We start from the raw sequence: 13026 nt of genomic DNA, 5'->3' as shown, positions 1-13026 counted from the left end.
GCGACGGAAGCAACCCCGCGCGCTCAGCGATCGAGGTAGCGCAGGGCGATGAAGACGAGGGGGAGGATGAGGCCGAGGCCGAAGAGCCACTTGCCTCGGCCAGTCAGGCCCTTCTTGCCCTTGAGGACGAAGAGGCCGCTGATCGCGAGGAAGGCCAGCGCGACGGCGTAGAGATCGGCGAACCAGGTCCAGAGGCCCTTGGGGTGGTTCAGGTGGAGGTAGTTGGAGTCGCGCAGGATGGGGCGCTCACGCGGGCGCTCCATCTCCGCGCGCCCGGCCTCCAGGTCCGCCTCGACGTTCCAGCCCTCGTAGAAGAGCTGGATCTTCATCGGCGCCGGCTTGAAGGTCTCCTTCGGCTCCGGCAGGTCGAGGCTCTCCCGCAGGTGCGCGACGATCTGCGCCTTGCTCGCCCCCGCCGGCAGCGGCGGGAAGGTGCTCACCTCGTGCTCGAAGGTGTAGTTCGGGTTCCACTGGTGGATGTGGTTCACCGCCACCCCCGAGATCGCGTAGACGATCGTCAGGGCCGCGGCGAGGTACCCGATGTCGCGGTGGAGGATGTTGTTCCACTTCCTCCACTTGAAGCCTCCGGCCTTCTTCAGCGGCCGGTCCGGCACCCTGGCGTCGCTCACTTGATGACCGCGCCCTCACCCTTGAGCTGGCACTGGGTCTCGGGGCCGGTCACGGTCGCCGGGTCGAACTTCTCGCCCTTCTCCTCGGCGTGGTGCTTCTTGCGCTCGATCACCTGCTCCTTGGAGAGCTCGAACTTGGTCCAGATCCCCTCGGCCTCGGTGCGCTTGCCCTTGGCCTCGATGGGGAAGACGATCACGCCATCGGTCACCTTGAAGCGGACGGTCTCGCCGTCCTCGCCGCCGATGAGGATCCAGCAGCCGCGCTTCGAGCAGACGTCGGTGACGATGCCGCTGACCTGCACCCGCTTGTCGACGTAGTCCTCGGGGCTCTCGACGAGCTGGGCGACGGTGACCTTCAAGGCCTCCTTCGAGAGGGGCTTGCCGTAGGCCTTGCCCTCGGACTTGCCGGCGAGGGCCGGGGCCGCGACGGCGAGGAGGACCACGGAGAGGGCGAGGGCGAAGAGCTTGCGGATCATGGACATTCTCCGGTTCGTAGAGATTCGTGTTCGTGAGCGCGGGGCTGCGTCAGGTAGCACAGCACCCCCCACCCGCCAACCTGGATGAGAGACGGGGGCGCCCCCGCTGGATTCACGCCGTCTGCCCTCCGGACGGGAGGGCCGCCTCCCGGGCCGGACCGGCGGAGCTCGCCGGGCCGCGCTCGCCCGGGCGCTCCCCACCGGATCGCCCTCCAGGCACCAGGATCGGCCTCGTCCGGCGGGATCCTGCGAAGGCCGGGGGGCCCTCCCCGGGCGCTGGCACATCGGTTGCTGTGGCGCCGGTCCCCATGATCGCACGCACCATCACCGCCGCCCTCGAGGGCGTCGAGGCCCACCGCATCGACGTCGAGGTCGCCCTCACCCGGGGGCTGCCGAGCATCGCCATCATCGGTCTCCCCGATGGCGCCGTGCGCGAGGCCCGGGTGCGGATCGAGAACGCCCTGAAGGCCCACGGCCTGCCGCTGCCCAACAAGCGCATCACCCTCTCCCTGGCTCCCTGCGACCGGCGCAAGTCGGGCTCGGCCTTCGACCTGCCCCTGGCCATCGCGCTCCTCGCGGCGATGGAGATCGTCCCCACCCGCCACACCGCGCACCTGGCCCTCGCCGGGGAGCTGGCCCTCGACGGAGCCCTGCGCCCGGTGCGGGGCGCCCTCGCCCTGGCCGAGCGGGCCCGGTCCGAGGGGCTCGCGGGAATCGTCCTCCCGATGGCGAGCGCCGCCGAGGCCGCCAGCGTCGAGGGCCTGGCGGTCCACGGCGCCCGGGACCTGGGCGAGGCGGTGGCGCTGCTCTGCGAGCGGGAGCTGCCCGCCGGCCTCCCCTGCCCTCCCCCGCCCCGCCTCCCCGCCGGCGCCGGCCCGGATCTGCGCGACGTGCGCGGCCAGCCCGCGGCGGTGCGCGCCCTGACGATCGCCGCCGCCGGCGGGCACCACCTCCTCCTCTCGGGACCCCCCGGGGCGGGCAAGACCATGCTGGCCCGGCGGCTGCCCGGGATCCTCCCGCCCCTCTCCCCCGAGGAGCGCCTGGAGACCAGCCGAATCTACTCGGCCGCCGGCCTCCTGGGGGACGAGCCGCTGATCCGCGAGCGCCCCTTCCGGGCGCCCCACCACACCGCCTCCCAGGCCGCGTTGGTCGGGGGAGGCAGCCAGGACCGGCTCTACCCGGGGGAGATCTCCCTGGCGCACCACGGCGTGCTCTTCCTCGACGAGGCGGCGGAGGTCCCCCGCGGCACCCTCGACGCCCTGCGCGAGCCCCTCGAGTCGGGAGAGGTGATCGTCAGCCGGGCCCGGCAGCGCGCCCGCCTGCCGGCGCGCTTCCAGCTCGTGCTCGCCTCCAACCCCTGCCCCTGCGGCCACGACTGGGAGGGCAGCCCCCGGCCCTGCACCTGCTCCCCCGGGCTGGCCCGGCGCTACGCCGCGCGGCTCTCGGGGCCGCTCCTCGACCGGATCGATCTGCAGATCACCCTGCGGCCGGTGCCCTACCTCGCCCTCGAGGCCGCCCCGGAGGGTCCCGACTCGCGGGCCGTCGCCCACCTGGTCCGGGAGGCGCGCGCCCGGCAGCGGCGCCGCCTCGCGCGCAGCTGCTTCCCGGCGGTGAACGCCTGCATGCGCCGGCGCGAGCTCGATCGTCACTGCCGCCTCGACGCCGCAGGCCGCGACCTCCTCTCCCGGGGCGCCGACCGCCTCGGGCTCTCGGCCCGGGCCGTCCACCGGATCCTCCGGGTCGCCCGGACGATCGCCGACCTCGAGGGCGAGGGGAGCATCACCGCCCCCCACCTCGCCGAGGCCCTCGCCTACCGGACCCTCGCCCCCGACGACCCCAACCTCCAGCTGCCCCGCTGACAGGCCCCAACCCCCGAAGGAGAACCCATGGGACTGAAGAGCTCGTTGAAGAAGATCACCACCCGCACCGGAGACCGGCCGTCCGCCGACGGCAGCCGGGACGAGGCCCTCGCCCAGGCCATCGGCGCCATCGAGCGCAGCTTCGGCAAGGGCGCCATCATGCAGCTGGGCCAGGCCGAGACCCAGCCGGTGGAGGCCATCCCCACCGGCAGCCTCGGCCTCGACCTCGCCCTGGGTATCGGCGGCCTGCCCCGCGGCCGGATCGTCGAGATCTACGGACCGGAGAGCTCGGGCAAGACCACCCTCTCCCTCCACGCCCTGGCCCAAGTGCAGGCCGCCGGCGGCACCGCGGCCTTCATCGACGCCGAGCACGCCTTCGACGCCGTCTACGCCGGCAAGCTCGGGGTGAAGCTGGACGAGCTGCTGGTCAGCCAGCCCGACACCGGCGAGCAGGCGCTGGAGATCTGCGAGACCCTGGTCCGCAGCGGCGCGGTGGATCTGATCGTGGTCGACTCGGTGGCGGCCCTGGTGCCCCGGGCCGAGATCGAGGGTGAGATGGGCGACAGCCACGTCGGCCTCCAGGCGCGCCTGATGAGCCAGGCCCTGCGCAAGCTGGCGGGCGTCGTCCACCGCAACGCCGCCACCGTGGTCTTCATCAACCAGATCCGGATGAAGATCGGGGTGATGTTCGGCAGCCCGGAGACCACCACCGGCGGCAACGCCCTGAAGTTCTACGCCTCGGCCCGCCTCGACATCCGCCGCATCGGCGCCCTGAAGGTGGGCGAGGAGGTGCGCGGCAACCACACCCGGGTGAAGGTGGTGAAGAACAAGGTCGCTCCTCCCTTCCGGCAGGCCGAGTTCGACATCCGCTACGGCGAGGGCATCGATCGCCTCGGCGAGCTCCTCGATCACGGCGTCGCCGCCGGGCTCGTCCAGAAGTCCGGCGCCTTCTACAGCCTCGAGGGCGAGCGCCTCGGGCAGGGCCGGGAGAAGGCCCGGGAGGCGCTGGCCGCCGACCCCGAGCGGGCCGCGGCCCTCGAGCAGCGGCTGCGCGGCGACGCCGGCGAGGCTGCGGGTGAGCCGCCGGCCGCCGCGGACGCGGGCGACGAGCCGGAGGACGCGGGGAAGGCCGCATGAGGGCCCTCCCCTCGCCCGGGGAGGGGCCGGCCCCGGTGGCCGTCCCCTCCCTGCCCGCCTTCCTCCGGGTGGAGCACGGCCTGCCCTGGGGCCACTGGCTTCGCCTCGACGCCGGCTCCGCCGTGGCCGGCTCGGCCCCCGGCCTCGCCCTCTCCCTGGCCGATCCCACCCTCGCCCCCTGCCACGCCCACTTCCATCACTCGGGCGAGCGCCTGGTGGTCGAGGCCCTCCGGGCCGACGCGGAGCTGCGAGTCGACGGCCTGCGGCGGAGGGTGGCCCGGATCGACGAACCCTGTGTCGTCAGCCTGGGCGCCACCCACCTGCAGGTCCTCCCGCCGCCCCGGAGCGCTAGCGAGTGCGACGCGGTGCTTCAGATCCTGCGCTCCTGGATGCGCGGTGATCCGGCCACCGGCCTGCCCACCGCCGCGCGGCTCGGTGAGGTGCTGCGCGAGGGTTGCCGGGAGGACGCCTGCCGGCAGGCCCTGCTCCTCGTCGGTCCCGATCGCGTCGATCGGGCCGCCGCCCGGACGCTGCTCCGGGCGCTCCCGGAGGAGGTCCTCGTCTGTCGGGTGGGACCCGAGCAGCTGGCGGCCTGGTTGCCCGAGGGCCCGCCCGCGCGGCTCGAGCTACCGGCGAGCTGGCGCGTGGTGCTGGTGGACTGCGCCGCGACGCGACACCGACCCGAGCTCATGCTCCTGCGGGCCCTGGAGACCCTTCGACATCGGGCCTCGTGACCTTCGCTCCGCGCCAGGGCTCCGGGGAGAACCCGGGTACGTGAACGTGCACGTACACGTGCACGGCCTCTCCCCGGGCTAGAAGAAAGACTCGGGGATGAAGACGATATCCCCCGGCTGCAGCACGAAGTTCGGCGCCAGCCCCAGGCTGATGTCCTCGACCGGGATCCGGAGCCGCTGCTCCTTGCCGTCGACGATCCGGTTGATCACGACCTGATTCTTGGCCGCCAGGCGGGTGAAGCCCCCGGCCCGGGTCACGGCCTCGACCACCGACATGCGGTCCTCGAAGGTGAAGGTGCCGGGCTTCTGCACCTGCCCGAGGACGAAGATCTTCTTGGAGTTGTACTCCTTGATGAAGACCGAGACCTGCGGGTTCCTGAGGTAGCCCTGCTTCAGGCAGGTGGTGATCCGGCCGGCCACCGCCGAGGCGTCGAGGCCGCCGACCTCCACCCGCCCGCAGAGCGGATAGCTCACCGCTCCGTCCGCGCCGACCCGGTAGACTCCGGTGAGCTCCTGCTCCTCGAAGACCCGCACCTCGAAGACGTCGTTGACCCCGAGGGTGGTGGCCGCCGGGCCCTCCGCCTCCTCGCTGGGCGCCCCGACCTCGGGCACGGCCGCACCCGCGCCGGGGAGGTCGGTCCGATCGGGGCCCCGGGCCCGCAGCAACGAGCAGCCCGCGCCGCCGAGCAGAGGAGCCAGGAGGAGAAGCGCCAGGGGCGCCACGAGAGCTGGGGAGCGACGTCTCATCACGTCACGAAGTATAGGACCGCCGATCCGGGTCAGCGAGTGTTCGGCATCACACTCACCCAACCCCCTGAAATCAGGCGAGACGGGTCAGTAGCGGAGGTTGACCATGGCGCCCACCAGGTGGCGCTGATAGGCCGAGCCCGCGTCGCTCGAGCCCCGGATGTCGAGGCGGTAGCCGCCCCCGGCCTCCATCCACTCGGTGATCCGGACCCGCAGCCCCAGGTCGAGGCCGATGACCGTGTCGATCCGGCCGGTGGCGTAGTTCACCAGGTCGAAGGAGCCCTCGAAGTCGAAGAGCAGGCGGCCCCCGAGGAGGACCGATCCGCCGCCGTAGACCCGGTTGTCCCCGAACCAGATCAGCTGGGGCACCGGCATGAAGGTCCGGGCGTAGCCGAGCTTGATCCGGGTGAAGGTGTTGGGGATGAAGGTCAGCTCCGCCTGGCCGATCACGCTGTTGTAGGCCGGATCGATCAGGAAGGAGCGGCCGTAGCCCGCGTTCACCACGAGCGAGAGCTTGGGGGTGATCAGGCCGGAGAGGCCCGCCTTGGCGTAGAAGCCCCAGAGGTTGCTCCCGCCGACGCCAGGCTCGAAGTACTGCCGGTAGTCGCCCAGGACGTCGAGCACCACCGCGGTCTTGGGGAGGAAGCGCCAGCGGGCCTGAAGGTTCGGGCGGTGGGAGAGGTAGTTCAGCTCCCGGGGCTGCCCCACGCCGGTGGTCTCCCCGAGGACGGTCATGAAGGCCTCGAGCTGCAGGGCGTAGGAGGGGATGATCTCCAGGGCGCCGCCGCCGGGGCGGATCGGCAGGCTCACCGCGGCCTCGTTGAAGATCGAGCGCACGCCGCTGCCGATCGCCACGGCGGAGTTCCGATCCGAGTGGGCGAAGCGATCCTCGAGCACCACCCCGACCGTTCCCCGGGGGTTGATGTCGAGGCTCAGATCCACGTCGCCGCCGAAGTAGGTCAGGTTGCGGGTCTGCCTCATCGGGTAGATGTTGGCGTCGCCGCTGGCGCGCAGGCTGAAGGCCACCTCGCGCGAGCCGTTGTCGAAGGTGAGGGCCGGCTTCAGGTGGAGGAGGAAGCCGCCGATGGAGTCACCGGTGCCGAACTCGACCTTGGCCCGGCTGTCGTACTCGCCCCCGATCTCGATCGAGGGGTGCAGCCGCCCGGAGCCGACCTTGACCCCGTTCTCCTCGGCGCTCGCCGCCCCGGTCGGGACCAGGAGGGACACCAGGAGGGCGCAGGCCGCCACCGCGGCGCGCCATCGTGCCGGGCCTCTCCTCACCCAGTCCTCCAACCGGTGCGCCACGCCCGAGACGATCGCTCGACGCAAGGGTAGCGGCTGCGACACCGGTCACACCGTGCTTCTTGATCGAGAGCGTATGTAGCAAGCATCACCAGCGCCCCTCCGCGCCTTGTGATCCCTCGGGGTTCGTCGTCAGTCGGCCCGCAAGCGATCAGCCCGTGGGGCTCACCGGCGAGGGCCGTACCAGGATGGGAGGAATGGGGTCGATCCGCGGATCGTCGTCCGGCAGGTCCTCCGGGACCTCCACGTTCACCGTCATGTCCTCGTCGATGTAGAAGGCGAGCTGTCCGATGCACTCCTCGGCCTCGGCCCGCAGCTGCTGGACCTTCTCCCGGGCGATGGAGACCTTGCGGTACTCGTGTCGGGCGTCCTCGATCTGATCCTTCGCCGACCACTCCTGCAGGGCGATGGAGGCCTGCTCGCTCACGCGCAGCAAACCCTTGATCTGAGTGAGCTTCTCGTTCGTGCAGTTGAGCTTGACGACGTCCTTCTCGGAGCGGGCGTCCTCGAGGATCTCCAGGACGTCCTTGAGCATCTGACGCATCTGGTCGAGGTGCTCCTCGGTCCGATCCACCATCTGGCGGCCGGAGAGCTTCATCTCCTCACCCTCTTCGGTGCTGGTCAGACCCAGCCCCTCCTCCGGGTCCACCTGCGCCTGCAGGGGGCTGACGAAAAAAGCGACGGAAAGCAACAGGATGCCAGCCCGAAGGTTCGTCTTGCTCATCTCAGGAACATACCTCACTACCTACCTGCCCCCGGTGGGTCGGAATCGACCAGGAGGCGGTCCCTCAGTATAGGGAGCCCGGGAAGAGCCGGTCAACAAACGGATGGGTCGGGTCTTCCCCCGCTTACGGCCTCATCGGAGGGTCCGGCGCGACGAGCGGCCCTCAGCCCCCTCTGCCTTCCCATCGTGGCCCGCCACCCCGCACCACCAGGTCTGACCGGCCTTGAGGAGGCGGACCGGCACCGCCACCGAGGTCGCGGCGAAGGGCTGCACCTTCCCCTCCAGGTACCAGCGGAAGCGGAAGGAGAGCGAGTCCTGGTCCGGATCCCGGCTCCGCTCCACGATCTCGCAGCGCAGCGGCCGATCGGTGCCCGGCTCGGTGGGCAGGAGCTCCACGATCGGCGCGGTGGGCGGGGTGTTGCCGATGCTCACCGAGGCCCGGGCGCTCCCGGAGACCTCCTTGCCGTCGCTGGCGCTGACCTCACAGCTCCACTGCTCCCCCTTCCGCGTCAGCCGGGAGGGGAGGACCCTCCCCTTGTGCCGGGTCTTCTGGCCCTTCCGCGTCCAGACGAAGCGCAGCTCGAGGGGATCCCGGTCGGGGTCGGTGAAGGGCTCCTTCACCACGCAGTGGAGATCGTCCTCCGTGAGGGGCTCCGCCGGCTCGATGCCGACGGCGCCGGCCACGGGACCCGAGTTGAGGATCTCCACGGGCTTCGAGAGCTTGCCCGGGGTGGAGAGCTCCAGGGCCGAGGTGGTGATCCGGCAGCTCCAGCGCTCGCCCTTGCGGGTCGCCGCCGCCGGGAGGACCTCGCCCTCCCAGCTGGTCTCCTGACCGCCGCGGAGCCAGTGGTGCCGCAGGAGGGTCTCGTCCCCGTCCGGATCCCGGGCCGCCCGCAGGGCGACGCAGGTGAGCTCCGAGGTCGTGAGGGCCTTCGCTGGCTCCACCCGCGTCGCCAGGGGCTCGGGTGGCCGATCCTCCACCCGGGCGGTGGCCCGCACCGCCTTCGAGCGCAGCTCGACATCGTCGGCCTGGAGGGTGACCTCCCAGGTCTGGAAGTGCGAGACCCGCGATCCGGGGACCTCCCGCGCGTCGTCGAGCTCGACGATCCGCTCACCATCGAGCCACCACTGCAGCCGCGCCTCCACCGGATCCTCGTCGGGGTCGCCGACGAGGGTGACCTCGGCGCGCAGGGGCTGCCCTCCCACCGGCTTCGGCGGGGCGAGGGTCACGATCGGCGCGTTGGGCGGGCGGTTCCCGATGATCACGGCGGCCTGGGCGGGCCTCCCCTCGACCTTGCCGTCGAAGGGGGTGGCGACGAGGGCCCAGGTCTCGCCGCGCCGGGTCTTGCCCGCCGGCAGGGCGGGGCCGCGATGGAGGAGCTCGCCGCCCTTCTTCCAGGCCCAGCGCAGCTCGACCGGATCGCCGTCCCGATCGACGGCCGCCTCGCGGACGACGCCCTCGAGGGCCTCCCCCGGAACCGGCCGCAGCGGCTCGATGGCGATCAGCGGCGGCCGGGGAGGAGACTGGATCACCTCCAAGCTCGCCTCACCGGCGGTCCCGGCTGCCTCGTCGTCGGCGGGCGTCACCTTCACCTGCCAGCGCTGCCCGGCCTTCACCCGCTCCCCCGGGACCTCGATGCCCACGAGGGTCGTGGGCTCACCGTCGAGGCTCCAGGCGTAGGAGAGGCGGATCGGATCCAGGTCCGGATCGGCGGGGGGCTCGGTGATCCTGGCCCGCAGGGCCTCTCCGGTCCTCGGCCGGGCCGGCGCGATGGCCACCCCCGGGGCGCCCGGCGGAGTGTTGGCCACCTCGACCCGGGCCTCGGTGGCGGGACCCTCCACCTCCCCGTCGTCGAGGGTGAGCCTCACCTCGACCAGCTGGTGCTTGCCCGCGAGGCCGGCCGGCAGCGTGCCCTCCGCCGAGGGACGCCCGACGGCCACCCCGTCGATCCTCCAGGCGTAGTGCGGATGCAGCGGGTCACCGTCCACGTCGGCCTCGGGGATCGTCACCCGGGCCTCGATCGCCTCGGTGACCCTCGGCGCCGCGGGGAAGAGGGCGAGGGGCGCTCCGGGCGGAGGCGTGTTGGCCACCCGCAGGGTGGCCCGGGCGGGGACGCTGCGGTCCTCCGAGTCCCTGGCGCGAACCTCCACGGTCCACTCGTCTCCCTTGCGGACCTGCTCTCCCGGGGCCCGGGTCGCGTCCGGAGGCAGGCTCACGGGCTCGCCGTTGCGCCACCAGGCATGCTCGTAGGTGAGGGCCTCGCCGTCGACGTCCGCCGCGGCCTGGACGACGCGCAGCTCGATCGGCTCGCCGCTGCGCGCCTCCTCGGGTCCCAGGAGGATCCCGGGCGAGGTGGGCGGCGTGTTGCGGATGGTCACCTCCGGCGCCTCGAAGGTGATCGCCTGCTCCCCGTCGGCCGGGTCCGAGATCCGGAAGCGCCAGCGCTCTCCCTTCCGGGTGGCCGAGGGAGGGACCTCCCGCTTGCCGTCCAGGGCGGGGACGGGCTCGCCGCCTCGCAGCCACTCGAGACGAACGCCCGCGAGCGGCTTCCGATCGAGATCGAGGTGCGCGAAGCCGGCCTTCAGCACCTCGAGGGTGGTCGCCCCCTCGGGCGTGAGGAGCAGGTCCACGAAGCGGGTGGGGCTCGGGTGCAGCCAGCCGCTGCGCGCCGCGCCGTGCAGATCGTCCGGCCAGTGGGCCCGCCCCCGGCGCGCCCCCCGCCCGGTGAAGAGCGCGACCCGGCCGGTCATCGTCCCGACGGCGATGTCCAGGCTGCCGTTGCCATCGAGGTCCCCCAGCGCGGGGGTCGCCGTGACCTCTGCCCCCAGGCTCGCGTCCCAGCCGGGGACGGGCTTCCCGTCGGCCTGCAGGACGACCAGCTCGCCGCGACGGGTCACGGTGACGAGCTCCGGCCGCTCGTCGCCGACCAGATCGCCGGCCACCACGCCGGCCTCCAGCTTTCCGGGGGAGGTCACGGGGAAGCCCTTCACCGGCTTGCCCCGGGCGTCGAGGGCGTAGATCTTGCCGTCGCCCGAGGCGAAGACGAGCTCGAGGCGGCCGTCACCGTCCAGATCGACGAGCGCGGGCGCCGCGCGGATCCGGTAGCCCGTCGCCACCGGGAAGCCGGGGCGCAGCGCGCCGTCGGCACCGGCGAGATAGACCTTGAAGTCGCCGCTGCCGAAGGCCACCTCGGCCTCACCGTCGCCCTCGACGTCTCCGCTGACCGGCGCCGCCTTGACCTCGAAGCGGGAGCTGGGCCGGAACGCCTCGAGGATCCGGCCCGCGCCGTCCACGGCGTGGACCGCTCCGTCGCTGCCGCCGATCAGGACGACGCGGCGCGCCTCGAGCCGGCCGAGGTCGGCGAAGGTGGGGGGGCTGGAGAGCTCGGTCGCGAGCTTCACCGGGAAGCCCCCGAGGGGCTTGCCCCCCCGGCGTCCGTCGGTGTGGAGGGCGTGGAGCTTCCCCTCCCGGGTGGCGAAGACCACCTCGGGGCGACCGTCACCGTCGAGGTCGAAGAGGGCGCCGCCGCCGCTCGGGCGGCCGAGCTCCCGCAGGGGGAAGCCCGGCACGGCCTTGCCGTTGCCGTCGACCACGATGACCGAGCCCGCCGCGGAGATCACGAGGACCATCGCGCCCTCGGCAGTGCGGACCATCGCCGGCGCCCCGACCAGGTCGGCGTCCCCCCGGAGGGGGAAGCCGTAGCGGGACTCGCCGCGCGCGTCCAGGAGGTGCAGCTCGCTGCCGGCCGAGACCATGACCTCCAGGCGCCCGTCGCCGTCGACGTCCACCAGCGCCGGGGCGTCGTCGATGCGCTGCCCCAGCTCCAGGGGGAAGTTCGAGAGGGGCCGGGCCCCGCGCGCCGGGGAGGGGAGCGCCGCGCAGAGGGCGAGCGCCCCCAGGAGGAGGCGAACACCTCCCGCGCGCGAGGAGGCTCTCGGTGGGTTCGGGCTCATCCGCGCTCTCGGATCAGAGGCGCTCGGAGAGCCTCGAGGTCGTCTCCCGCAGGCGGCGGGAGATGACCCTCGCGATGTTGATGACCACGAAGGTGAAGCCGTCCCGGAACGATCGCCGGAAGGCCATGAGGTTCTCCACCGGGAGGAAGTAGAGCTCGGTGGCGCCCCTCGCCCGCACGGAGGCGGAGCGGAACTCCTTGTCGATCACCGACATCTCACCGAAGAACTCCGGGGGGTCGAGCACCGCGACGACCTTGCACTCCCCTCCCCGGCCGGTGCAGACCTCGACCTGCCCCTCGGAGAGGAGGTAGAGCCCGTCGCCCTCGTCCCCCTGGGAGAAGATCAACTCACCGTCGTTGTAGGAGCGCGTCTGGAAGAGCGTCGAGAGCATGGCGAGCTCGTCTCGCGAGAGCATCTCGAAGAGCTTCGTCTGCTGGATGGTGTCCAGCTTGGTCATGCCTCCTCCTCCTCGGTCACGCGCGTCCCCAGGAAGTAGGCCTCGATCCTCCGATCCCCCTCCTCCAGGTTCACACCATCGGGGGGCGGCGGCTCGAGGCGCCGGACGCCTTCCCGGGAGGTTACCCGGTAGGTGCCGAGCGCTACCACCTCCATGTTGTAGTTCCGATCGTCGGAGATGAGCGAGACGCACCAGGCGAGGCGGTCGTTCTCCTTCGAGCCCCAGTAGAGGAAGTCGTCGCCGGCCACGCAGGCGAAGCGCTCCTGGGCCTCCTTGGAGAGGCCGACGATGGAGGACTCGATGCCCTCGCGCCGCTCCGCCAGGCCGTCGGCCTCGGCGCGCAGGGTCTCGGAGACCTGCTTGCACTGCTCGGCCTGGAAGAAGAGGGCCTCGGCCTCCCGCTTGACCCGGCCCGCCTTGGCGAGGCGCTCGGCGTGGAGGAGGGAGAACTCGAGAGAGCGAGCCCAGAGATCCTCGACCCGCTCCCAGCGCTGATCCTTGGTCAGCTGCTCGCGCTCGTACTCCGCCACGCAGGTGATCCGATCCCGCTCCAGCTTCTGGAGGAGGGCCTCGAGCCGCACGACCTCGGCGCGCCCCTCGTCCCCCCGCATCCGGGCGGACTGGAGCAACTCCCGGCTGTCCTCCTGGTTCTTCTCGACCGCGCCCAGCCGGATCCAGGCGTCCGAGGAGCGGTAGCGCTGCTCCTCGTAGTCGGAGACCGCCTGCATCGACTCGTTCTCGATCCGGCTCGCCTCCGCGAAGAAGGTGGCGGACTCGTCCTCCTGCTCTCCCGAGAGGTAGACGGTGTCGATGGCGTTCTTCTGGGCGAGCTCGGCCTGGAACTCGCTCATGTTCAGCTCGAGGAGCACCACCTCGTAGCGTTCGATGCACTTCTGGAGCGCCGCCCTGGCCTCGGTCAGAGACCGCCACCAGGCCAGGAAGTCCTCCCCCTCCAGGAGGGTCTTCAGCTCGTCGAGTCGCTTCGCCTTCATGGTTCGGGCTCGCCC

General features: G+C 72.1%; 11 protein-coding genes. 3 read left to right on the top strand and 8 right to left on the bottom strand.

From position 1 onward, the window contains the following. Positions 1-23 precede the first annotated feature (23 nt). Together P1V51_21370 and P1V51_21365 are read right to left on the bottom strand one after the other, a co-directional pair. Entirely contained in the window at positions 24-629 is a 606-nt protein-coding gene (locus P1V51_21370) for a PepSY-associated TM helix domain-containing protein (protein MDF1565602.1), read from the bottom strand. Continuing rightward, complete coding sequence (locus P1V51_21365; protein MDF1565601.1) at positions 626-1105, bottom strand: DUF4920 domain-containing protein; 480 nt, start codon at positions 1103-1105, stop codon at positions 626-628. The genes P1V51_21370 and P1V51_21365 overlap by 4 nt, the downstream gene beginning before the upstream one ends. A gap of 308 nt (positions 1106-1413) precedes the next feature. On the opposite strand from P1V51_21365, the gene P1V51_21360 reads away from it, so the two are divergent. Genes P1V51_21360 through P1V51_21350 form a run of 3 tightly spaced genes read left to right on the top strand, consistent with a single transcriptional unit; the run spans position 1414 to position 4835 of the window. Next, on the top strand, positions 1414-2964 hold the full coding sequence (locus tag P1V51_21360; GenBank protein ID MDF1565600.1) for a YifB family Mg chelatase-like AAA ATPase: 1551 nt from the start codon (positions 1414-1416) through the stop codon (positions 2962-2964). Between the two features lie 27 nt (positions 2965-2991). Further along, positions 2992-4101 (top strand): recombinase RecA, encoded by a 1110-nt coding sequence (gene recA / locus P1V51_21355; GenBank protein ID MDF1565599.1) that lies wholly within the window; start codon positions 2992-2994, stop codon positions 4099-4101. Then, complete coding sequence (locus P1V51_21350) at positions 4098-4835, top strand: FHA domain-containing protein (GenBank protein MDF1565598.1); 738 nt, start codon at positions 4098-4100, stop codon at positions 4833-4835. Before recA ends, P1V51_21350 begins: the two co-directional genes overlap by 4 nt. A 78-nt stretch (positions 4836-4913) precedes the next feature. Here P1V51_21350 and P1V51_21345 read toward each other — a convergent pair whose 3' ends face one another. The 6 genes from P1V51_21345 to P1V51_21320 form a co-directional block, all read right to left on the bottom strand. Further along, positions 4914-5582, bottom strand: coding sequence for a polysaccharide export protein (locus P1V51_21345; protein MDF1565597.1), 669 nt, complete (start codon positions 5580-5582; stop codon positions 4914-4916). Between the two features lie 87 nt (positions 5583-5669). Next, positions 5670-6911 (bottom strand): outer membrane beta-barrel protein, encoded by a 1242-nt coding sequence (locus P1V51_21340; protein ID MDF1565596.1) that lies wholly within the window; start codon positions 6909-6911, stop codon positions 5670-5672. Positions 6912-7035: 124 nt separating this feature from the next. Next, the gene (locus tag P1V51_21335) at positions 7036-7608 is read right to left on the bottom strand and encodes a hypothetical protein (GenBank protein MDF1565595.1); all 573 of its coding nucleotides are present in this window, start codon (positions 7606-7608) and stop codon (positions 7036-7038) included. Positions 7609-7740: 132 nt separating this feature from the next. After that, positions 7741-11562 carry a hypothetical protein gene (locus tag P1V51_21330; GenBank protein MDF1565594.1) on the bottom strand — a complete coding sequence of 1274 codons (3822 nt, stop codon included), beginning with the start codon at positions 11560-11562 and terminating at the stop codon, positions 7741-7743. Between the two features lie 13 nt (positions 11563-11575). Next, positions 11576-12019 (bottom strand): cyclic nucleotide-binding domain-containing protein, encoded by a 444-nt coding sequence (locus P1V51_21325; GenBank protein ID MDF1565593.1) that lies wholly within the window; start codon positions 12017-12019, stop codon positions 11576-11578. Further along, entirely contained in the window at positions 12016-13011 is a 996-nt protein-coding gene (locus P1V51_21320; GenBank protein ID MDF1565592.1) for a hypothetical protein, read from the bottom strand. The genes P1V51_21325 and P1V51_21320 overlap by 4 nt, the downstream gene beginning before the upstream one ends. Positions 13012-13026: the final 15 nt, after the last annotated feature.

Source organism: Deltaproteobacteria bacterium (assembly GCA_029210625.1).
Classification (GTDB): Bacteria; Myxococcota; Myxococcia; order SLRQ01; family SLRQ01; genus JARGFU01.
The sequence above is the reverse complement of the archived record's forward strand: the minus strand, read 5'-3'. Positions and strand labels throughout refer to the sequence as shown.